This window comes from Novosphingobium oxfordense (assembly GCF_044029435.1).
Lineage (GTDB): Bacteria > Pseudomonadota > Alphaproteobacteria > Sphingomonadales > Sphingomonadaceae > Novosphingobium.
On sequence record NZ_CP147007.1, the window covers coordinates 297530 to 319170 of the forward strand.

The following is a 21641-nucleotide window of genomic DNA, read 5'->3' on the forward strand; positions in this document are numbered from 1 at the left end:
GCCAAGGTTGGCGGCAAAATGCCGCGGTGGAAGATTAGCCACGGATGAACCCGAGTATATCGGCGTTGACCTCTTCAGCATGCGTGGTGTGCATGCCGTGGGGGGCTCCCGGATAAACTTTGAGAATGCTGCCTGCAATCAGTTCATGCTGCTTCAGCCCTGCGTTCTCGTAAGGTACAACCTGATCGTTATCGCCTTGGATGATCAGCGCCGGCACAGTGATGGCCTGCAGATCGACGGTCTGGTCGGTCTCGGAGAAGGCCTTGATACCTTCATAATGCGCATTCGCGCCGCCCATCATCCCCTGTCGCCACCAGTTGCGGATCGTCGCTTCCGATGATTTGGCCAGCCCGCGATCGAAGCCGTAGAATGGGCCGGAGGGTACATCGATATAGAACTGGGAGCGGTCGGCGGCGAGCTGCTTGCGGAAATCGTCGAACGTCCCTATCGGCACACCATCCGGATTGGCATCCGTCTTGACCATCAATGGTGGCACCGAGGCGATCAGGACCACCTTGGCGACGCGGCCCTGGAGTTGCCCGTGCTGCGCGACGTAGCGGGCAACCTGGCCACCTCCGGTCGAATGACCGACATGGACTACGTTTCGGAGGTCGAGCGCCTCGACCACTGCAGATGCATCGGCTGCATAATGGTCCATATCGTGTCCTTCGCTTATCTGCGTCGAGCGGCCATGCCCGCGCCGGTCATGGGCTACCACGCGAAAACCCTCGCCGAGGAAGAACAGCATCTGCGCGTCCCAGTCGTCTGCGCTTAGCGGCCAGCCATGATGGAAGTGGATCGGCTGAGCGTCTCTCGGCCCCCAATCCTTGTAAAAGATCTCGGCCCCGTCGCCGGTAGTCACAAATGGCATTTCACGTCTCCTGTTGTGGTTAATTAGCTTCACAAACCTATCAACCGGGGATGCGATTGATCGTCAGATCGCATAACCGGATGTTTTGAACGACACCGGCATGTTGAGGACAACCTGCGCATCGCGCACGACATCGAGCCGGAGCATCGCCGATGCACCCAGGCCATTGAGCAAATCGCTCATCGGCCCGCCGTGGCGTGTCAGCGCGACATCACGCGGGAAGCTCGCTTGCGCATAGGAGGCAATGTATTCGTCTGCACCGTGGTCGTGTGCCACTGCCCGTCGAGCTGATGCACCATGGTATTGCTGCCCAAGCGCGACTGCGTGGGAACTTCGGCGAAGCGGGGCAACCGGCCAGTCAGGACCAGATCTGGTGTGCCATCCTTCGCGGCGATTTCCGCGCGAATGGCGCCGTCGAGGTCTAACGTGATTCCGGTCAGCCACTTGGGAAGCTGATAGCCATAGACCCCGCGCACCCGTGCGATCTCGGTCGTCACGGGCAGCGCCAGCACATGAGCATGAAACGCACGCCGCCGCACCTGCCGGAACAGTTCGGCTGAATGCGGTAGCCGCGACCCTGGCGACGGCACGACGACCGCGACAGATACCTCGTCATAAGAATCGTTGTCGCAAACCGCGTAAGAGAAGAAGGTCAGCGCGACGAGGCCTTGGCCCGGCCATGCCCGCAACGGCTGGAGGGATATCGGGAGTGCGGCGCGCAGCCGGGCGATCGGCGCTGCCATAAGCAACTGCACGCTGCTGCTGCGATAGTAGAAATTCGGCGCCCAGACAGGGCCAACCCGCGAATCTACCTTCTGTTTCGGCATGCGGCGGAACCAGTCTATATTGCCCGCTGCGGGATCGCGCGCGATCTCGTCCAGGTCGGGGTTCGATCGGAACCGATCATAATAGCCGCCTTTCGGGACCAGCACCTTCTGGCCTGCAAATTCGACTTCGATGGATTCGACCGTCATCACCATCTCCACGTCATAAGATTAAACCATGGTTGAGGGTCAAGCCGCGCGATTTGCGATCCATCGACGGTATTGCTTAGCGGCGCGCTTTGCCTCGATCTGCGCAGTGATAAGCGCCCAGAGGGGTGGCACCTTGGCATTCGTCCGACGACCACGGCTTAGCCGAGCGAGTTGGTAGCGAACCGCAGACATATGCGCCGATGAGGCGAGAGGCTTGTTCTTCCAGGTAATTGGCTTAAGCGCAGGAGCCTCGTCGCTGCCTTGCAGCCATCTGTTCGGCAAGTCGGGACGGATCGCAATGGCGGTGGCAATACCAGCCATTGCGATGCCGCTGTCGATAACCGCCTGGGCGACTGCGCGCCGCCGAATGCCGCCAGTCACCATCAAGGGCATCTCTGCGACGTCAGCGATGTCGCGGGCGAACTCGAGAAAATAGGCTTCGCGCGCGAGCGTGCGTTCGTCCCGCGAACTGCCCATCATCGCCGGGGCCTCATAGCTACCTCCGGAAAGTTCGACCAGGTCGACGCCGAGCGGTGTGAGCATTTGGACGACTGAGCGCGCGTCCTCAGGCGAGAACCCGCCCCGCTGAAAGTCGGCGGAGTTGAGCTTCACCGCCACAGCAAAGCCGGGCGAAACAGCCCTCCGAACCGCGCGTACAACATCGAGCAGCAGCCGCGCCCGATTCTGGATGCTTCCTCCCCACTGATCGGTCCTGTGATTGGCCAGCGGCGAGAGAAACTGGCTAAGCAAATAGCCATGCGCGGCGTGAATCTCGACCCCGGTAAAGCCGGCGCGCTCGGCCAACACCGAAGTGGTGGCAAAGCGGTGTACGACGTCGGCGATGTCGCCGGCATTCATCGCGCGCGGCAGCGGAAACATGCCGGACTGTTTGCCGAGATCGAGCGCGATGGCCGAAGGAGCGACGGTCTGCTGCGCCAGCCCGGCGGGCATCTGGCGCCCCGGATGGTTGATCTGCATCCAGACCTGCGAGCCGCATTCGCGGGAAGCCTCGGCCCAGGTGCGGAAACGGTCGAGATGCTGGCCACTATCCAGCACAACCCCTCCTGGCCCGGTCATTGCGTGTGCGTCGATCATGACATTACCGGTGATGATGAGACCGGCGCCTCCTCTCCCCCACGCGCGATAGAGGCGGATCAGCGCGTCGGAGGGCGTGTGGTCGGCATCCGCCATATTTTCTTCCATCGCCGCCTTGGCGATTCGGTTGGGAATGAGCGTGCCATTGGGCAGCTTAAGGTGTGAAAAGAGGGACATTGCCAAGTCTCCTGATTAGGCTTGGCAGCTCCATAACCTTTGAGTTAAGTTTAAGGTCAAGGATATTCTGGAGCAGGATATGAAAATCGGCGAACTGGCGGCACTCAGCGGGCTCTCTCAGTCACGCATCCGCTTTTACGAGAAGATTGGCTTACTCAGGACAGTCGATCGGCGCTCGAACGGCTATCGCGTCTATCCAAAGGACGCGCTCGTCGTTCTGGAAGTAATCGCGACGGCGCAGGCTGCAGGGTTCAGCCTCGACCAAATACGCACGTTGATGCCGGGCGACCTCGAAAAGTGGGATCATGACTTGCTGATGAGCACGCTCCACACCAAGGTAGCGGAAATCGGCCGACTGCAGGAGCGGCTAGCGCGCACAAAGGCGCGCCTGGAAGGTCTGATCGAGGAAATCGAAGCGCGGCCGGACGACATCGATTGTGCTGCCAACGCACGGCGCGTCCTGTCGGGATTGTTCGACGAGGAAGACGCTGCCGCTACCAGCTAGAGCAACTCGGCCACCTTTCTCGCGTGCGCTTTTACCGAGAAAGATCCTGGGCGATTAGGATTTAGTTATCGGGTGGACACGAATGACGTGCGCAGCGGCGCTCGCATCTAGGAAATACAAATCCGCGCGCGTTCCGCTTGCCGAGGGGAGCGGAACCTCACTCTGATATCGTCCTCGGATATGCGTTCGATGGAACAGGCCGGCCTGAGCAAGCCAAGAGCAACGCCGCGCGCGAACCGCGCCAGTTCAGTGCTGGTCAGCGAATAGAGCGTTGCATCTTCGGGATTGATACGTTTCATCCTCTCGTCTCCGCTTGGCGCGGACAAACGCAAATGAGGGGCGGAGCCGACTCAGGCCGGTCTCGCCCGTATGCGTTCAGAAATCCATCGCCGGCATCGGTGGGGTCTTCTCCTCCTTTGGCGCATCTGCGACAAGTGTTTCGGTGGTAATGAGCAGAGACGCCACCGAGGCAGCATCCTGAAGTGCGTCCGCACCACCTTGGCGGGGTCGATTACACCCGACTGGACCAGATCCTCGTAGACGCCGGTTGCGGCGTTGAAGCCCCAGTCATAGCCGCCGCTTTCCAACAGTTTGCCAACGATATAGGCGCCGTCCTCGCCGGCATTGTCCGCGATCTAACGAACCGGAGCGCGAAGCGCGCGCCGCACAATGTCTATGCCCGATTGCTGATCGTCGTTGGCGACCTTCACCCCCTCGAGCGCTTTGACGGAGCGCAGGAGGGCGAACGCCCCGCCCGGCAGAATGCCTTCGTCCATTGCCGCTCGCGTTGCATGGAACGCGTCGTCGACGCGATCTTTCCGCTCCTTCACTTCGATTTCCGTAGCCCCGCCAACGCGGATCACGGCGACGCCGCCAGCAAGTTTCGCAACGCGCTCCTGCAGCTTCTCGCGGTCATAATCGCTGGTCGTAGTTTCGATCTGCGCTCGGATTTGCGCGACGCGGCCCCCGATGTCCGATCTCGTGCCCACGCCGTCGACAATGGTGGTATTATCCTTGTCGATAATGACTTTCTTGGCGCGACCCAGCATCGATACCGTGACACCCTCCAGCCTGATGCCGAGGTCCTCGCTGACGACGTTGCCGCCGGTGAGAATGGCAATGTCCTCGAGCATCGCTTTGCGGCGATCACCGAAACCCGGCGCCTTGACCGCTGCGACCTTCAGGCCGCCGCGCAGCTTGTTGACAACAAGCCCTGCGAGGGCTTCGCCTTCCACGTCGTCAGCGATAATGAGCAGCGGCCGCCCCGACTGGATAACCTGTTCAAGCAACGGCAAGAGCGCCGGGAGGTTCGAAACCTTCTTCTCATGGATGAGGATATAGGGATCGCCGAGTTCGACTTTCAACTTCTCCGGATTAGTAACGAAGTAGGGAGAGAGATAACCGCGGTCGAACTGCATCCCTTCGACTGTCTCGAGCTCTGTCGCCAGACTCTTGGCCTCTTCGACTGTGATCACGCCCTCGGGTCCGGCCTTTTCCATCGCTTCGGCAAGGATACGTCCGACCTCTTCATCGCCATTGGCAGAGATGGTCGCGACCTGCGCAATTTCGCTGTTGGCGCTCACTTTTCGGGCATGGGCCCCAAGGTCTTTGACTACCGCCTTCACGGCGATGTCGATACCGCGTTTGACGCCCATCGGGTTCATATCGGCAGAGACAGCCTTCGAGCCTTCGCGCACGATCGTCTGCGCGAGTACGGTGGCAGTCGTCGTCGCATCTCCCGACTTGTCATTCTGCTTATTGGCAACCTCGCGCAGCATCTGCGCGCCCATGTTCTCGAACTTGTCGGCAAGTTCGATTTCCTTGGCGACCGTCACCCCATCCTTGGTGATACGAGGAGCACCGAAGCTTTTCTCGACAACGACATTGCGGCCTTTGGGCCCCAATGTCACTTTCACTGGATTCGCAAGCGTATCCACGCCTCGCAGCATACGATCACGCGCGTCCGACGCAAATTTCACTTCCTTGGCAACCATCCTGGCCAATCCTTTCCTGAATTCCTTCCTGAATGTAAAAGGGTGACAGCCAGTGTCAGGCCGCCTGCTTGAGCTCACAGGGCGTCACTATCACGCCGAGTATGTCGCTCTCTTTCACGATGAGCAAATCCTCGCCGTTGATTTTGACTTCCATTCCCGACCATTTGCCGAATAGCACTCGGTCACCGGTGTTACCGAAAACACGAGGGGCTGGCCGGTACCGCCGGGTGCGCCGGGCCCAATAGCGACGACTTCACCTTTCTGCGGCTTTTCTTTGGCGGAGTCGGGAATGATAATCCGTTGGCCTCGATGCGGCGGACGACCACATGATCGTGCAAGGGGCGGAAATGCATGGCAAAACCTCCAACTGCAAAACATGAATGTGATAGGCCTGCCCTATTCGGCTAGGGCAGGCGCCGGCAAATTATGAAACTCAGATTTGAGGTTCAAGTGGCTTCGTAAAAATTTTTGGCACTTCTGCCATGGAAGTGCCAACTGGCTCCCGGCGGCGCCATGTTCCATCTTGACACGACTCTCTCGCCGCCCGAAATTCAATGCTGCGGTCTCGTTGGCCGCACAGAAAGGAGCGACTTAAGGAAGGAGGCGTTGCCATGTCGCAACCATTTTCCCGTTTTCTTCACCCCTTTGATACTTCATCTCATCCTACCCTGGAGCCCGAGGTGAAACGCGCCATCCTTGCGTCATGGGCTTCGGAGCGGTCCGCGATTTGCGGCCAGCCAGTTCCCAGAAAGCCGGCAGACGCCAAGCGGGCAGTCTCGATCGAAGAAATCCTTGCCGCCATGCCGGCCGTGGACCGACCACCGGATGCGGGATCCCTCTTGCAATGACAGCACACGGTCTCGTTGTGAGACTGCAGGGCCGGGTTTAACGACTGCGCAATTCCCTTACTTTCGCCAGGCCGCGCCTTCGCTCCTGCAGGTTTTCGCTTGGCCGGAGTACGATCTCGCCCCCTAATTCCCCGCCTTATTCGATTTTAGGTGACGGGAATCCGCGCGCGACTTCATTCGGTTCGGATTGCGCACGATCGCCGGATTCGTCCCGCTCGGCGGAAGCTGGGAGTGCATAAGATCTCACTGGAATAAGGCCGCGAGCAATGCGTCAAATGTAAACGGACGGAGACGATTCTAAATTGCCCCCGCTTGACCCCATACTTGAACTATCTAGATCACTGATGCCGGGCGCCACGTTCGGGCCCGGCGGGACATGGAGGGCGCCGGCTCTTGTGTTACCGGCGCAGCTCATGCCCAGATCGCTCAAACAGAGGATTTGGTAAGATGAGAACCAACTTTGATTTTGCGCCTTACCGGCGTTCCACGGTCGGCTTCGATCGGCTCTTCAATCTTCTCGAAACGAGCGCGCGTGAAGAGGACGGCTATCCTCCCTTCGACATCATCAAGGAAGGTGAGGACAGCTATCGCATCACCCTGGCACTGGCAGGATTCGCGCCCCCGGACGTCGAAGTGGTGGCGCAACAAAACCTGCTGATCGTGTCAGGCAGCCGACCCGAAGAAGATGGGCGAGGCGAGTATCTCCATCGGGGAATTGCCGCGCGTGCATTTGAACGGCGCTTCCAGCTTGCCGATTTCATGGAAGCAGGAAACGCCAGTTTCGAGCATGGCCTGCTCTCTATCGAGTTGAAGCGAGTGGTACCCGAGGCGATGAAACCGCGTCGCATCGAGATACGCCAGAGCGAGGCCAAAACCCGTCTTGGCGATGCGAAGCATGAGGTCGGCGCGACCGTTTGATCTTTCCTCGCCAGCCTGCCGGCGGTGCTCGTTGTCCCTACCGCCGGCAGGCCCCCGCCAAACCAGCCTGGAAAAAGAGGTGATGGTTATAGTGTTGGGTGATGGTTATAGTGTTGGTGGAGCCTATCCGCGAGCAATACGACACCGATCACTCACGCCGAATGCGGGGAAACAGAAAGGCATTTTCCCTCACGTCCAATGCTCGCCGTTGGGGCTGGAAAGATTCTACTGGGAAAGCCTGCGAGGCTCTCGCAGCGTGTATTCGCCGTGTTCATCGTATGGTGTTCTGGCGCAATTCTAACTGGGGGACATTGGCAGGCAAAAATCATATTGGAGGTGACCCATGCAGGCTTTCGTCTTGCCGAAAGGATGCTGGGCGATCTGCCGGTAGATCGGCGCCGTATCTGTCGCGCACTCACGGCCCGCTCGCTCACTTCAACCACGTATTCAGGTTCGCATAGTCTCAAACCTGGTCGGGGGTTGAACCTCTAACTCGCCCGCCATGAAGCCAACATATCCGGGCGGCCATGAGCGCAAAACCGATCAGAAGAATGATATCCGCCAGGAGCAACGACGCCGAAATGTTGAATGCCTTGACTAGGGCCAGCGCCGGGATCAGCGCTCCGGGACCGGAGATCCGGTCGGCGAGTGCGTCCACCTGAAGGAGAAACGGTAGCGGGAGCAGATAAGTCAAGCCGACGCGCCACCAGCGTCCCCGTACCGCCGCAGCGCGCCATGCGATCACCATAGGAGGCAAGGCCGTCACGAACGACAGCGCCGCGATGATCCATCCGTTATCAAAACCGAGCTTGCGCGCCACGTCCAGTTCGTCGCCGCCGCCCATCAGCGGTGGTACCCAGCGGAGATGGTAGTAACTGGCGAAGATGCAGCCAAATGCAAACAGGGATGCGCGGCGGCGGAGACGGAGCGCAGCACCATAGGCAATGGCGAAGCTGATTGCGGGACCAAACAGTTCAGTCGTAAGATCAGGCACGCGCGCACAGCCATCTGCGGCCATGTAAGTTGAAAAGTCGACTGTTCCCGCTTTGCCGCAGACGATTGCGCCAAACAGATGATGGCCCAGTTCATGCGCCTGGTAACAAAGGCCCAGCAGGCAAAGGAAGGCGCCGATCGTTGCTGGCCTCACCGGTATTTCCAACTTCGCGCAATCGTTTGGTTTCATAGCGGCACCCCTCGCGTTTTTGTGATGCTGGTCATTTATGTAAGGATTTACATATTGGTCAAGAGCGCTGAGTGAGCAACGGGGGCAAGATGGAGACGCCGCATTTCGCTTTCGGGCGTCACTGGCTTCACTGTAACCGTTTCGTTCGCGAGAAGTGGCGTGCTTCTGGGCTGCCGCCGCCATCTCGGTCAGGCGAGATCGACTGAAACGGCGGCGTCGCGAAATGCGCCGTACTCTACGAGCCGGCGCACTTTACGCTTTTGCACAGCCAGAAACGCTCTTGGCTCAAGACATTCGCGTAGCCAAGTACGGGAGCATGCCCGGCACCATCATGTCCCTCACGTAGAGGATTGCCGCTATCCGCCTCTCATGCGGATCGATGGCACCGACTTCGTCAGATCCTCATGAGACGACACTCGCCGGCCAGGGCCGCGTCAAGGCTAATGCCTATGCCTATGCTGTCGAATTCGCCCGTGACTTCGGCACAAGAGAGAAGCTGCTGTGCAATGGCTGAAATGCCCGTCATGAATTGCGTCAAGCCGAGACTCGGCCCACCACACAACGAACAGGTATTGAGTTCGCGAGGAACCGCCCTCGGGCAGCTGTTAGATCGCTTCTTCTGACGCCGTCTCCACAAGGGGCATCACATACCATTGTCCCGCGATCGTCCGGAAGAAAAGCATGGGACGGTGCCCATCGATCTGTTGAAATCGATAGCGATCATGATCCCCCTTGGTCTTTACCCACGTACGCGCCCACTCGGTTGCTTTAAACTCACTAGCGAACTCGTCGCTTTGGGCGACCGGCAGACTGTGGTTATCGTCCCGAAACAGGGTATATCGCATCGAAAAACTCCTTGTTCAAAGATCTGAAAGCCGGTTGATCGTCAATTAGGTGGCGGGGACCTTCACTATTCGGTCTGATCTCGGGGATACAATGTCGAGTAGAGTGCGCGCAGTACCCGGTCGGTCATCACGGCATTGCTCGCAGCCTTGGGCAGTTCACGGGTCGCGAAACGCTGCAGGCGCTCAAGATCCCTACGCGGGATCGCAATCTCCATGGGCATTCGGGCAAGATTGGGGGATCGACACCCTGTACTGCGCGCCCGACGCCAGGAAGCGTTCGAGTAACGCTTCCGGTCAGCACAGCTCCACCCGAGCGCTTCGCTTTGTCCGGGCTTATCGACGGCAGCGCGATGGCAAATTCCATGAAGTCCTCCACGGGTGATGTGACACATTCGAGCTTCCCGCCATCGCCCCGTTTCACCGGTCCTTTGATCAACGCATCGAAAGGACCCCATCGACCTCGATCTGTATCGCCGGATGGCTCAACTGCTCATGGGCGATCCGGACTGAACGAGTGCGCTCGCACATGATCCACAAAGTCGAGATCTCGCATGGTAAGCGGGCTTGGTCGTCTTTCCCTCACCGAACGTACGCATAGCGGCGAACAACTCGTCGATCTTCGCAAGCGCTTGGTACCATGGGCCTTATTCAAGGCCGGCTTGCTCCGGACCGCCGCTCGGTCGGCAGCCATGAGGCAAAGATGGCGCGCTTGATCACCCGGTTAAGGTCGGAATGGTCCACGCCTCGAAGGGATGAAGAACGGAAAAATGGTTGCGGCATTGTCAGTCTCCTTTCCTCCTGTTGCTCCCGACTTTCCGTGCGCACTTTGGCTTCCGTGATCGAGATTTTGTTAAGGGCGCGAGTCGCGTCAAGCAGGAATTTTGCTCTGCAAATCAGGGCGCCGCGCGACGTGGATCGGGCGGAGATGCTGGCGGATTTGTTGGACGATGGTGCCGTGGCTTTCACGCTGCTCGAACGGGCACGCGCCATGTTCCAGGTCATGACGAGCATGCCAAGCCGACTTCACCACCAGATCACAAGCTAGACAAGGATTTCACACACTGGGCAATTGAAGACGAAGTTCCCCGATGCCTTATGACAATCCCAGTATCGAGCCGATCGCAGCCACCAGTATGGTGGCACCCGAACTCACGCGGCAACCTTCAGAAAAGGCCCCCGTTCGAGCAGTCGGAAAAAACGAGCGATGGACGCGAAGACGCTGATGACATCCGCAATAGCGGCTAGCGTCAAGGGCCACTTCCGTTGGTGCCTACGGATTGCGCTTGGATGCCAAAGTATGCCGGGCACTTGAGATCGGCGCGTAAAATATCAGCCATTGACACTGGCTGCGATACGGCCAGACTTTACCGCTAGCGCAACGCTATCGTAGTCGCGATCTGTCTGTTGAATATAGGACTGGGCAAACTGGCAAAGTGCTTCGTCAAGCGCTTCGCTACTGCCACAATAGCCAGCTATTAGAGCGGGATCGCCAGACTTCGCATGCGCTTGTGCGAGCGCCCACCCGCACAGTCCACAGTAGGACGATAGGCCCGCTAGGCTGGAATGATCCCCTTCGGCAAAGCGCGCCCCGCCCTTCATGTCTGCGAGTTGTCGTACATAGAACCAACGATCAGCGACTACCTGCCCCCAGCCAAGAAAAATATCGGGCGAACCCTGTGTTAGGCGCTGACCGATCACGACCCGCTGACCTTGATTCTCCATTGAAAGCTGAGTCTTCGCAAACGGCGCGAGGACTGACGCTGAGGCTTCCTTTACCTGCAGGAAGAGCGGATCATAGCCATTCAAACCTTCCAACAGGATGACCCAGCAACTGGTCCCGACGCTGCCGACGCCTACCGTCTTGCGAGCGACATCAACGATGCGATAACGCTCCAGAAGGAAACGTCGCTCCTCTGGCAGCGATGCAATATAGGTCCGGAGCATTTCATTTAGCGCCGCCTGGATCGGCATTACGCCATCCACTGTGTCCTCGCGCACGATCAAAGGCCATTCTTCGACAATGCGCCGCTGGCCACCGACTTCTTCGGTTAGCCTATCCAGTGCACGCATGTGACCGCGCGTCCTCGCTCGGCTCAACGCCTCCTCCGCTGAGCGCCGCACGCCAGCCGGCGCAGCAGCCAGGATGCTTCGCTCGTCGATGCTATCATACCAGACTTGCAGGAAGCCCATCTCGGCGTATCGGCGGATATCACGGCGATAAGAAGAACTCGCGGCCCGGACAGCCGCATCACGATCCCCTCGACGGCCACCTAGTCCGCGCGCCAATAAGGCGGCGCTGCTCACTAGCCGTTTCAGATCCCACTCCCAAGGTGCTGGGTGGACTTCATCGAAATCGTTGATGGCAAAGACCAGATTACGCTCAGCCGAAGCAAATAAGCCAAAATTACTGGTGTGCATGTCCCCGCACGCCATCACATCGATTCCAGTGCGCGAAGTGAACGACAGATCCCGCGCCATGACAACCGCAGCGCCGCGCAGAAAGCTGAACGGCGATGCGAGCATGCGGCCATAGCGTACTGGCACCAATTCCCTGATCCTCGTCGCATTTTGTTGCTCCAGCAAGTCGACCGGGTCTGGTCATACAGGATCGGCCACGTAGCGGGCGTGGGCGGTACGCGGAACTTCGCGCCGCAACGCCTTTCCAGTCGCGAGGCGCTCGCTGAGGGAAGGACGCAGCGTGGTAAAATCACGGAAGTGTCGGCCCTGCATCGGATGAAGCATCGTGCCGGCAGCGTCATCTTCGCTGAATTGTCCGACGGCGCCGCTTTCGGTCGCGTTGTTTGTGATCATAGTTGGCCCTTCTGTGATTTCACAGCGCGGGCGGAACCGATGAACGCCTCAGGGAGCCACCGGCTCTGTCTGCGCTTTACTAAATTGCCATGACTCCCGCAGTCACGCGAGCGCTGGCCATATTCAGCTATACTCGCTTGCAGGGTCCAGAAATGCACTATTCGCACGAGCGGCGATCTGTCGAACCCGAGCAGCTACGAAGTGTGCCCCAAAATAGATTCCGTGGCCGGAGCGAAGGTGAACATTTCCGCAGGCTTAAACTTATCGGTGACATCGAATGCGAGATCGTTGTTATTAACCGAAATCTTCTTCACGGGCGCGGCCTCAGAGAACTCAAGTCCGGCGAGTCTGACCCAGAACACGGCAGGGCTATAGATTCGGTCAAAATAAAGCACCCGTTGGTTTAGGTTGATGATCAGCCGGAAGATGGACCGCGACACTTGGTCGAAGAGGAATGCCTTTCGCTCTGGAGTTGGTAGGCCCACCGGTGCCCCGACTGTTCGCATCACACTCATGAGCGTCGCGATCGCGTCGCGCTCATCCTTCGGATCGGGCAGATTCTTGGCGTAATACGCGCCTCGGGCCAAGCGATCCGCCGGTTCGAGCGTGCCGGGAAGAGGTTTGTTGCCACCAAAGCCAGCATATTGTGAAAGAATTGCGAGTTGCTTGTCGTAGCTTGGCTGGTTGGTCAGCATGATATATTTGCGATCACGATAGATCTTCATCTGTCCATCAATCATCTCGAAGATTGCCGAATCGCCCGTGGCATCTTCGATGGAGACATGGAACAGACCTGGCGTGCCGTCGGGGTCCACCGCCATCCGAAGTTGGAAAGGCGGCCTTTGCATGGCGTCGGCCGCCTCCTGCACAGATGTGCAGTTATCCAGAATCCACTGCATCCATAGGCTGATGGAAAGGCCCGGCTCCTTCGCGTTTCGCGGCGCTACCTTGGTGTCATCGAGCCAGAGGACGTGGGACGAGAGACCGCGCTCGTTCACGCCCGACATCGAAAGCCGGTCGTACATGGTGATTACCAGGCTTCCGTACCTGCTCTTCCACTTATACGAATTGCTGTCGGCAGCTCCCCCGTCGCGCTCCATCCCCCTCGGCAATACCCACAGATCGACCGGGCAATCGGTGTACCAGTCTTCATTCCGGCCGACGTAAGTGCCGAGGCTGTTGTGCCAAAGGATGCGAGAACAGGCTTCCGCCCGCTGCCAATAGAGGATCATCGAAAAGAAGCCGGAGCCGCAGGCAGCGCCGCCGATCAACATGGATTTGAGGAGCGTTCGTCTGCTGCGGCTTTCCACGGTTGCCACTTTCATAGACATACCTCGTCTCCTTGTTTGTCACCTATTGAACAACCCGAGCCTCGGGGAAATGCCATGATCCGTCGATAATCTCGGCACGTGGCCGGTAGAGCCGGACGATGTAGTTCCAGCCTTTCATGATCGGTAGGCAATTGGGTACTTTCCCGTCACAGCCACCGAACTGGATTCGGATCGAGCCATCGTCGCTCTTCTTCGCCGTAATATTGTTAAATGAGTAAGCATTGTACGGGTTCTGCACGAAATACCCCTTTTCATTGTAGAGAGAAACGGACCAGAAGCCGTCGACCGGGACATCCTTGACGACGAGTTGATGAATGGTCTGGCCATCATTCTTCGCCGGAGTGCCAATGAGATAGGTCGCATCCTTATCGGGATTGCCGGCCCAGCCCATGGCCGCGCCAATAAGGAAGCGCACGGGGTCGACGTCGCTCTTCGAGCCATACATATGCCGCTGATCGGAAAGGGTCGAGGCGAGCACCAGCAGCGCGTCGCGCACCTTGTCCTGACTGGCCTTGTCCCAATTAGGCACTTCGAATTTGCCCGGTCCTCCGGGCTGGACAGTCTTGATCGCGTCCTGCAACGCGTGCACTTGTCCGACGTCTTGAGGATTGCTGGGATCCATAAACGTACGCACGAAGATGATGACGTAGCGGGTACCGATATCGTTCCGCGTTAATGCGTAGGAACCGGGCTTGTAGGCGACGAGGTGTGTGTATTGATCTTGGTCGATTACCTGCATAGACATGAACCGCTTGCCGGCATCTGGCAGGGTGACTGTGACAGGGCCAGCATCGAGATCAAACACGGCGCCTGAATAGATCGTGTCGCGATTGGAGCGGACGACAAGTTGCTTGTCATCGACCGCCGCCAAATCGCGATTGTGGTCGAATTTGCCGAATCCTCCACGTTTAACAATGTTTCCGAAATAGAGATCGGATTCAGCGCGGACGAAGTTCTCGGCAGTGACGGGAACGACGCTGCTCGCTGGAGACTGTTGGGCGTGCGCGCTGCCGGTGGAACACACGGCGAAGGCGAGAGCGATAAAGGCTACTGCTTTCATGAGCCAGCTCCTGTCCTACACGAGATATTTGTTCAGTTGGCCTTCTCGAGTGGCGGCGCCTTCCACCTCCCATCGAGCGCCTCAGGCTTGGGCAGGTAGAGGCGCATCGTCGCCTCAAACGGACCTTTGGGTGCGGGTAGCCAGTTCGCTTCCTTGTCCTTGCCTGGCGGTTCATTCTGCAAATAAAGTGTCAGCCCGCCATCAGCGTCCTTTTTCAACTCCGGCAGCCGCGTGGAATTTATCGAATAGCGGTTGATCGGATTCCTGACGAGAAGGATGGACGGCAGCTCGTACATGGTGACTGACCAGAAAGCTCCGACCGGCGGCAACTGTCCTGGCGCGAACCGCAAGGTGTACCGGTTGTTGCCGTCGAGGGGCTTGCCATCGCGATCCACGAAATAGGACGGGTAGATGCTCTCTTCCTTTGGGTTGCCGTATATACCGAGAGCGGCCCCCATCATGCGATAAAAGTAATTGTTCTTCAGATACTCACGGGTGCCGAAGACATCGCCTGTGGTGAGCTTGCCAGTATCGACCAATGTCTTTTTCGCTTGCTCATAATCAGCCCACGCATCGGCCATACCCGCTAGCAAAGCCTCTTTCATCTCGGGCGCAAGCGAAGCGACATCCAAAGGCTTGTACGTGCCGACACCGATCCGTCCAAACCGCGCCCTGAGGTCCGTTTCGGAAGGGTGCGCGGGAGCAAATTGAAGCAGGAAATTGAGCAGTGTGAAGAATTCGAGCGAGGTCCTCTCTGCCTCGGGCGTGAGTGGCTGAGGGAAAGCGACTGACGGCGCCGGTTTCGGAGCAGGTTGACCGAGATAGGCTGAAAGCGGCTGCACCTTATACCCGTCCTGAACCCGCTTCACATTTTCCAGATCCGCAGGCCCTTTCAATTGCGTCCTGAACTGGAAAAAGGCGAACTCCGTTTCGGAATGAAGGACGTGCTTGACGCCGAGCGGCGTTTCGCCTTTCCAGTTAGGGCCCGCCAGCAGAAAGCGTCCCGCCGAGTTTCCTGTCGCGCGCGTGCCGATGTATCCCAGAATGTAGGTGTACATGTCGACGAACTGCACCGAATAGTACCGATCTTTCTCAACCTCCGGCACGGTTATGACTAGCGGGTCGGTCCGAAGGTCCGCCCCTACGAACGAGAACGGCACGTCGGTGTTGACGGCTTGAACGGCCCTATCGTCGGGTGAATAGAGTTTGAGGACGTTTTTCAGCGCGTTCCATGGCGCCTTGTATTCCGGATTGGTCTTGTCGATGAAATAGGCATACTGAACGCGGTAGCTGTCTACCATAGGAAAGCCGTAGATAGTTGCCTCTTCCGCAATTGCTCGCGCCTCGGACGGCGTAGTCGCCTGAGCGAGAGAAGCACTTCGAATTCCGGAGACGGCCGTCACGATTAACGCCGTGCCGGCGAGCAACACGATGCGCCGATTCAAGTCGCCCCAGGTAGGGCCATATTTTTGCATAATCGCTACCTTTTCCGCATCACCCATTTCTGTCACACGCGTCAATCCACGCGCTCGAAGTCGGGCATCCTGAATGTCTTGTCATAGAGCGGCTCCTCCGGACCATAGAACCGGAACGCCGGCAGCGGTCGTTTCCCCCCGGTGGGTATCCAGTTTGCCTCTAATCCAGCGGGGGCTACGGGCCCGACATAGATTGTCACACTGCCGTCTGCGTTCTTCTTCATCTTGTCGACGCCGTACGAGTCGAGCGTGGTGCGCATCGACTGCGTGTAGATGAAGCCCATGGTTGCACGGTCATACATGGACAGCGCCCAGAATTGCTTGACGGGCATCTTCGCTGGGACGGTGACCCTGTAGGTCCTTCCCGCCTCCAACGGATGACCCTCATTATCCGCCATTGCCATCAGATAGTAGACTGCCGGTCGGTCAGAGATCTGAGCGGGCACGAGCGTGCACCAGAAGAAGGCTAGCGCCCGACCGTCGATGTCAACTTGATCGGGGTATTCGTACGAGAAGCCGCGATTCCTGTCCGGCAGCAACAGGGGAACATATTGTCGGTTTGACCAAAAGTAGTAGCTGCGCGGCAAATGGTCGAATCGATCCTGTAGGTAATACCACGCGTCAATGGCCGCCTGTCGCATCGCGCGCTTGGTGACGTCGTCGGGATTATATGGCTTTCCGCGCTCTATTCCAAGCGAAGCGAGGAGGCCCATCATGACTTTGTCTTGCGATGCTACCGGCTCGTAGGTGAACGTATCGTAGAGGTATTTGAAGTAAGTCTCGTCATAGGGTGGAAATGTTGGGTACCGCTCGTTGACAGGGTCCAGAAATCGTTGCGTCGGAGGACTGGCAGCTTGCGAAAGGTAATACATCCGCAAGCGCTTTGTGTAGGCGTAGGCCTCCGCAGCAGTCTTGCCGGGCGCCCGCACGGTGCGGAACGCAAACATGATGCGATAATTGGGGGACTTCACGTGGATGTACCCCGGCGGCACGGCGCCACTGAAATCCGGCCCCGTAAACAGAATCTTGGCTCCCTTGCCGCCGTCCACGCCGGATGGTCCGACGTCCGCAATCGCCATTTGCCAAGCGTCGACAACCTGCCCGTACAAACTGCCATCGGGTCCGGCTGCCGGGATTTCCAGCACCACGGGACCGGGTTTCAGATCGGTATAGGCAACGATGTAATTAGTCGAACTATTGGGAGTGATCGTCTCAAACTTTGGCGTTGCCGGTGCGGAAAGCGCCAGAATGTCATTGTCCCGAGCCCCCAATGCCAAGGTTGCGGCCCGTCCGTGTTGAATCCCGACACGAGGCAATGACCACAGAAGAGTCTCGAACGCCCGCTGGTATTTGATCTGGTAGTCAAAATCGCCGTTGGAGCGCATGCTTGCGGGTGCCGGCTGTCCTCCCAGCGGTTCCTGAGTGACCTGCGCTGCCACATGACCAGTGGACAAAATGGCCAAGACGAGCACTCCAAGCGTCTCAGTGAGCGTTGCACTAGCTTTGGACACTACACGCTCCTCTCTAAAATATCCGGGTATTCCCTCCGGCCTGATCGCACACCACGGCTTCTATCAACTCGGAAAGAGGAAGGTGACACTGAGGCGTGCGCCCAAGCCTTCTGGCCCGTTATCGGGACTGGAAATCCAATATCGTATGCCGCCGCCGATAGAGACGGGTTGCTTGCCGAATTTCAGCAGTTTACTGACCGTGAGATTGGCGGGAACCGCCCATTCATCAGCCTTCCAGTTGTAGGAGCTCTCCAGATTGACGCCGAAAGTCCATGCGTTGTGGGTCGTGTAGGACAGGAACGGCTGGAGAAACGTGCTGCTGATGCCGGCCCGCACGTCATCTCCTGCAATCGACCAAACATGATTTGCCAGCATCCCATACGTCCACGACCCGCTTTGCTTGAGCGCAATCCCGGTCGGACCGGCGCCCCATCTCCCGCCGCCAAGGAACTTGTCCGTAGCGGTCGGCAAAAGAATGACCGGGCCCGCACCCCAGATAATACCGCCAGCCCGCCCTGCCTTTGGGGTAAAGAAAAAGCTTTGCGTTGTGTCGCCGAGGCCTAACTGGCTTCCACTTCCGGCCACCACGTCGCTTTGGCTGATGATTGGCAGGATAGTCCGCGAGATCATGTTCCAGTTGGAATTGAAAGAGATCGGAACGACGGGCTGGAAGTTGACCTGGAATTTTTCGCCGTCGTTGTCGGGCCCTATCTTGCCATCATAATTTGACTGAAATGGCAGGCTGACGAGCGAGCTGATCGGATTGGAAAGTTTTTGGGCAAGGCTCGCTTCTTGCGCGCTCTGCTCCTGCGCGTCCGCCGAGACACTGATAGTTGCACCAATGATCGCAATGGCCCCGCAGCGCAGCCGCCGATTGAGATCACGATGTCTTTTTCCACCCCCCAGAAATGCCGGTAGCTTCACCACAAATATTCCCTCCATCATAAGAGAGGATTAGATGCACCCAACGGCCAATTCACTATAATGACTGGATCTCAATATCCGATTTCATATCGCATATTCTTAAATTTATGGTCGCATCATCGGGAATATCCCTAGGTCCAACCCTTGAATTTCCGGTAATTTATCTGTCGGCGGCTAGGCAAAATGTTGTAATTTCGTCGTATAGTCACCCATGTTTGGGTACTTTTAAGATTCGATCGAAGCACTATGCCGATTGTGGACACAATAGCTCACCTGACCGCACGAGACTGTCCCGTTTTTGACATTTTCCTTTTTTTCGAAAAAATCATGCCCATGCTGTGCGATGAATATCATTCTGACTTGCTAGCGGGTTGGTGGTTTGCGGGGCTGACGGAGGGCCTACGACAGGCTCTTCTAGGCCATCTCCGCGTCAAGCGCCTGACCCAAGGCGAACATATTTACGAGGTGGGCGGACCGCCTAACGGCTTGCATTGCGTTTTAGATGGCGAGGTGCGGCTGTTTGCCTATCCTCGATCCTCGCGTCCTTTTATTACCCGCATCCTTCGCCAAGGCGACTGGTTTGGCTCGCTGTCTACTTGTGACATGGGGCCGCAACCCAATGACGCCGTGGCGTTCGAGACGGTGACCATTGCTTCACTGAGCGTATCCGATATCGACGCAATCGCCATCGACCATCCTGCGATCTGGCGCCAGATCGCCTTGATGAATGGCCGTGAACACCGCTTCTCCGCAGAGTTTGTCATGGCAATGATGGGCCAGTCGATGTCCGATCGTCTTTCAGTTTTGCTCAAACTGGGCTCCATCGTGGAGGACGATGGAGTCCGGGTAATCAAAATTACGCAGGAAGATCTGGCCGCTGTGGCGGGCTTCTCACGGCAGCGAATCAACGCTTTGCTGCAGAAGCTCGAAAAGGAGGGACGAATTGAGCGCGGCTATGGCTCCATTCGCATTCTGGATGAAAGCCTGATTGCACCTTGAAGCACAAGCCGGGACAGATCGCCAGCAAGCTGCATGAAACGGAGATTGAGCTGGCATAGGACGGGACGGTGGCGGACGCGTGCTGCGGGGATCAACGTCACCGAGCAGAGCCCATATCGCAGGCGCAAGGAGTATGGCGGCCTGAAGATGGATCAGGCGCGGCGGTGAGACCTTGTGAAGGAGAACGCAAGGCTTCGTCGGGCCGTTTCGTATTTGACGCTCGACAAGCTGATCCTGCAATAGGGCGTACGGAGAAACTACTGAGCCCCGCGAAGGCGCCGGCGCTGTATCGAACATATCAGGGTAATGATGATTGTTTCCGAGCGTCGGGTGTGCCGCATGCTCGGACAACATCGATCAACGCAGCGCAAGGTGCCAAGCGGGGCAGATGAGGAAGCAGCCCTGACCGGGGACATCATCACCTTGGCCAGGCAGCATGGTCGTTATGGCTATCGCCGGGTGACGGCCTTGCTACGGGACGCGGGCTGGCACGTGAACCGTAGGCGTGCAGAGCGTATCTGGCGACGGCAGGGCCTCAAGGTGCCGCACAAACAGGCTAAGCGCTGTCGCCTCTGGCTCAGCGACGGATCTAGCACCCATTTGCTCCCCGAGTATCCCGCCCATGTCTGGTCCTACGACTACGTCGAAGGATGCACGCACGGCAGACGTAAGTTCCGCATCCTGTCGAATATAGGCGATGCCGGACAGGCGATAGCACCTGATTACGTGCCAGATCTCACTTACCGCTTGCTTCTTTTGGGGCGTCCACATTAAGCCTCCGCTCCGATGCTGGCAGCGTTCACGCTGAACCGGACGTTTTCGCATATTTACATCGAAAGCTGGATCGGACAGCAGTGAAATGGCTCAGTGGCCGCGATCCTCTGAAAGTTGCTTGCTACAAAGACCAGAAGGCTGCCAATGCTCGGTCAAGGTCGTCGGCGCCATGCTGGCATCGTGCAGGATTAGTGCGAATCCCTTTCTTTGCTCACGGCCGATTGCCATGAGCAGCATCGGAGGGCCGCTCCGGATGGTCAGACTGTTGCCATCGCCGCGCCCGAATTGAACACCCTCAGGAGTTTCGAGGCAGGTGTCGCCACTCACTGCATAGAATGCTTCGGGTCCAGAATGAACGTGCAACGGAGCGGTCATGCCTGGATTGAAAACCGATCGCAGATACTCTGCAGCGTAAGTCGCCGCGGGTTTCACTGCGAGTGGGCCAACAATCGCGGAATGGTTGCTGCCTCGTGCTCGCCACCCTCTACTTTCAAGAGTGAAAAGCCACGTTGAGCCAAAAGCTTCGACAACCACGCTGGTCTTGGCGGCTGCTTGAGCAGCTGCATCTCTCGATGGAAACTGGTCCAGGTGCCAATATACGGGACTTTGCGGCAGCGCAGCTATAGCCTGATGCGCGAGCAGGCACGCGGGCCCGACTCTTTCCGTCGTGTCACATGACCGCGCCGTCGCCTGCGATCTCGCAGCTGTGGGTAAAACGACTGCGAAGGCTATAACCAAGCTGCCCAAGATTTTCCGCACTGCGCAAATCTCCGCATAGGAACAAACTTAGTGATGCCATTTGCGCGACGGTTCAATAGCCTTCAATGCATCTGCTCATGGAGCTTTGGCGTCCAAAATGAAAAGAGAACAATCCGCTGCCATTCCATATCGTCGCAATGGCAGGCTTCCGCTTGAAATTCTTCCTGTTAGGTCGAAGGTGGCGGCTCTTCGAGCAGTCAAAAATGAAGAAAGCAGTTGCGTTCCGGTTCCGAGCCGAGATCGGAAGCTTGGTCGACATGGGGCGGTTCCGGGTTGGATCAGGATGGGCTGAGATTCGATATGTCACGCCACTATGACAAGCGTGCCGCTGGCGCCCAGCAGTCCCTATCATCTGAACGGGTCTGCTCAGCACGAGTGGAACGCAGCATCGCCGAGATGGTGCGTCCGCCTTGGTCGATCAGGTGCCGAAGCCTGCGGTGGCACCCTAGGGACACGAACGTGCCACTAAAGGTCGCGGTTAAGCGCCCTCGGTCACTGCGGACAACCTTTCATGACGCCCGAACGTTCGCTGCGAGATTTTCCGAGGGTCTGCACACGGGCGACACGGCGGCATCGGGTCCTGCAAG

At 58.0% G+C, this 21641-nt stretch carries 19 protein-coding genes and 4 pseudogenes; 6 read left to right on the forward strand and 17 right to left on the reverse strand.

Annotated elements, in window-relative coordinates; genetic code table 11:
- Nucleotides 1-34: 34 nt before the first annotated feature.
- The 3 genes and pseudogenes from WBP07_RS21360 to WBP07_RS21370 form a co-directional block, all read right to left on the reverse strand.
- Nucleotides 35-871 (reverse strand): alpha/beta fold hydrolase, encoded by an 837-nt coding sequence (locus WBP07_RS21360; RefSeq protein ID WP_395396433.1) that lies wholly within the window; start codon nt 869-871, stop codon nt 35-37.
- Between the two features lie 63 nt (nt 872-934).
- Nucleotides 935-1851: pseudogene (locus WBP07_RS21365) on the reverse strand (acetoacetate decarboxylase).
- A 33-nt stretch (nt 1852-1884) separates the two neighbouring features.
- Nucleotides 1885-3117 (reverse strand): NADH:flavin oxidoreductase/NADH oxidase family protein, encoded by a 1233-nt coding sequence (locus WBP07_RS21370; protein WP_395396434.1) that lies wholly within the window; start codon nt 3115-3117, stop codon nt 1885-1887.
- A 79-nt stretch (nt 3118-3196) separates the two neighbouring features.
- Here WBP07_RS21370 and WBP07_RS21375 point away from each other — a divergent pair, with 79 nt between their 5' ends.
- Entirely contained in the window at nt 3197-3622 is a 426-nt protein-coding gene (locus WBP07_RS21375; protein WP_395396435.1) for a MerR family transcriptional regulator, read from the forward strand.
- Between the two features lie 107 nt (nt 3623-3729).
- On the opposite strand, the gene WBP07_RS21380 is transcribed toward WBP07_RS21375, so the two are convergent.
- The 3 genes and pseudogenes from WBP07_RS21380 to WBP07_RS21390 form a co-directional block, all read right to left on the reverse strand.
- Entirely contained in the window at nt 3730-3921 is a 192-nt protein-coding gene (locus tag WBP07_RS21380; protein ID WP_395396436.1) for a hypothetical protein, read from the reverse strand.
- Between the two features lie 76 nt (nt 3922-3997).
- A pseudogene (gene groL, locus WBP07_RS21385) lies at nt 3998-5616 on the reverse strand (chaperonin GroEL).
- A gap of 55 nt (nt 5617-5671) precedes the next feature.
- Nucleotides 5672-5969 (reverse strand): annotated as a pseudogene (locus WBP07_RS21390) (co-chaperone GroES).
- 258 nt (nt 5970-6227) lie between these two features.
- On the opposite strand from WBP07_RS21390, the gene WBP07_RS21395 reads away from it, so the two are divergent.
- Nucleotides 6228-6464 (forward strand): hypothetical protein, encoded by a 237-nt coding sequence (locus WBP07_RS21395; protein ID WP_395396437.1) that lies wholly within the window; start codon nt 6228-6230, stop codon nt 6462-6464.
- A gap of 447 nt (nt 6465-6911) precedes the next feature.
- Nucleotides 6912-7382, forward strand: coding sequence for an Hsp20 family protein (locus WBP07_RS21400; protein ID WP_395396438.1), 471 nt, complete (start codon nt 6912-6914; stop codon nt 7380-7382).
- Nucleotides 7383-7845: 463 nt separating this feature from the next.
- Here the strand turns inward: WBP07_RS21400 and WBP07_RS21405 are convergent, their stop codons facing one another.
- A complete protein-coding gene (locus WBP07_RS21405) occupies nt 7846-8565 on the reverse strand; it encodes a hypothetical protein (RefSeq protein ID WP_395396439.1) in 720 nt (239 codons plus the stop codon).
- A 379-nt stretch (nt 8566-8944) separates the two neighbouring features.
- On the opposite strand from WBP07_RS21405, the gene WBP07_RS21410 reads away from it, so the two are divergent.
- Nucleotides 8945-9079: a hypothetical protein gene (locus WBP07_RS21410; protein WP_395396440.1), complete on the forward strand. Its 135-nt coding sequence runs from the start codon at nt 8945-8947 to the stop codon at nt 9077-9079.
- A 91-nt stretch (nt 9080-9170) separates the two neighbouring features.
- Here WBP07_RS21410 and WBP07_RS21415 read toward each other — a convergent pair whose 3' ends face one another.
- The 10 genes from WBP07_RS21415 to WBP07_RS21460 all read right to left on the reverse strand — a co-directional run bounded on the left by WBP07_RS21415 (nt 9171) and on the right by WBP07_RS21460 (nt 18465).
- Nucleotides 9171-9410 carry a hypothetical protein gene (locus WBP07_RS21415; RefSeq protein ID WP_395396441.1) on the reverse strand — a complete coding sequence of 80 codons (240 nt, stop codon included), beginning with the start codon at nt 9408-9410 and terminating at the stop codon, nt 9171-9173.
- 65 nt (nt 9411-9475) lie between these two features.
- Nucleotides 9476-9631 (reverse strand): hypothetical protein, encoded by a 156-nt coding sequence (locus WBP07_RS21420; RefSeq protein ID WP_395396442.1) that lies wholly within the window; start codon nt 9629-9631, stop codon nt 9476-9478.
- Between the two features lie 427 nt (nt 9632-10058).
- Complete coding sequence (locus tag WBP07_RS21425; RefSeq protein ID WP_395396443.1) at nt 10059-10421, reverse strand: hypothetical protein; 363 nt, start codon at nt 10419-10421, stop codon at nt 10059-10061.
- Between the two features lie 318 nt (nt 10422-10739).
- Complete coding sequence (locus WBP07_RS21430; RefSeq protein ID WP_395396444.1) at nt 10740-11993, reverse strand: DUF2252 domain-containing protein; 1254 nt, start codon at nt 11991-11993, stop codon at nt 10740-10742.
- 15 nt (nt 11994-12008) lie between these two features.
- Nucleotides 12009-12221, reverse strand: coding sequence for a hypothetical protein (locus tag WBP07_RS21435; RefSeq protein WP_395396445.1), 213 nt, complete (start codon nt 12219-12221; stop codon nt 12009-12011).
- A 194-nt stretch (nt 12222-12415) separates the two neighbouring features.
- Nucleotides 12416-13546, reverse strand: coding sequence for a linear amide C-N hydrolase (locus tag WBP07_RS21440; RefSeq protein WP_395396446.1), 1131 nt, complete (start codon nt 13544-13546; stop codon nt 12416-12418).
- Between the two features lie 28 nt (nt 13547-13574).
- Entirely contained in the window at nt 13575-14612 is a 1038-nt protein-coding gene (locus tag WBP07_RS21445) for a DUF1254 domain-containing protein (protein ID WP_395396447.1), read from the reverse strand.
- 32 nt (nt 14613-14644) lie between these two features.
- Entirely contained in the window at nt 14645-16114 is a 1470-nt protein-coding gene (locus WBP07_RS21450; RefSeq protein ID WP_395396448.1) for a DUF1254 domain-containing protein, read from the reverse strand.
- Between the two features lie 14 nt (nt 16115-16128).
- The gene (locus WBP07_RS21455; protein ID WP_395396496.1) at nt 16129-17472 is read right to left on the reverse strand and encodes a DUF1254 domain-containing protein; all 1344 of its coding nucleotides are present in this window, start codon (nt 17470-17472) and stop codon (nt 16129-16131) included.
- A gap of 189 nt (nt 17473-17661) precedes the next feature.
- Nucleotides 17662-18465, reverse strand: a complete 804-nt coding sequence (locus WBP07_RS21460) for a hypothetical protein (protein ID WP_395396497.1) — start codon at nt 18463-18465, stop codon at nt 17662-17664.
- Nucleotides 18466-18768: 303 nt separating this feature from the next.
- Between WBP07_RS21460 and WBP07_RS21465 the strand changes: the two genes are divergently transcribed.
- A complete protein-coding gene (locus tag WBP07_RS21465; protein WP_395396449.1) occupies nt 18769-19521 on the forward strand; it encodes a Crp/Fnr family transcriptional regulator in 753 nt (250 codons plus the stop codon).
- Nucleotides 19518-20229 (forward strand): annotated as a pseudogene (locus WBP07_RS21470) (IS3 family transposase); the annotation flags it as partial. The gene WBP07_RS21465 and the pseudogene WBP07_RS21470, both read left to right, overlap by 4 nt.
- Between the last annotated feature and the right edge of the window lie 1412 nt (nt 20230-21641).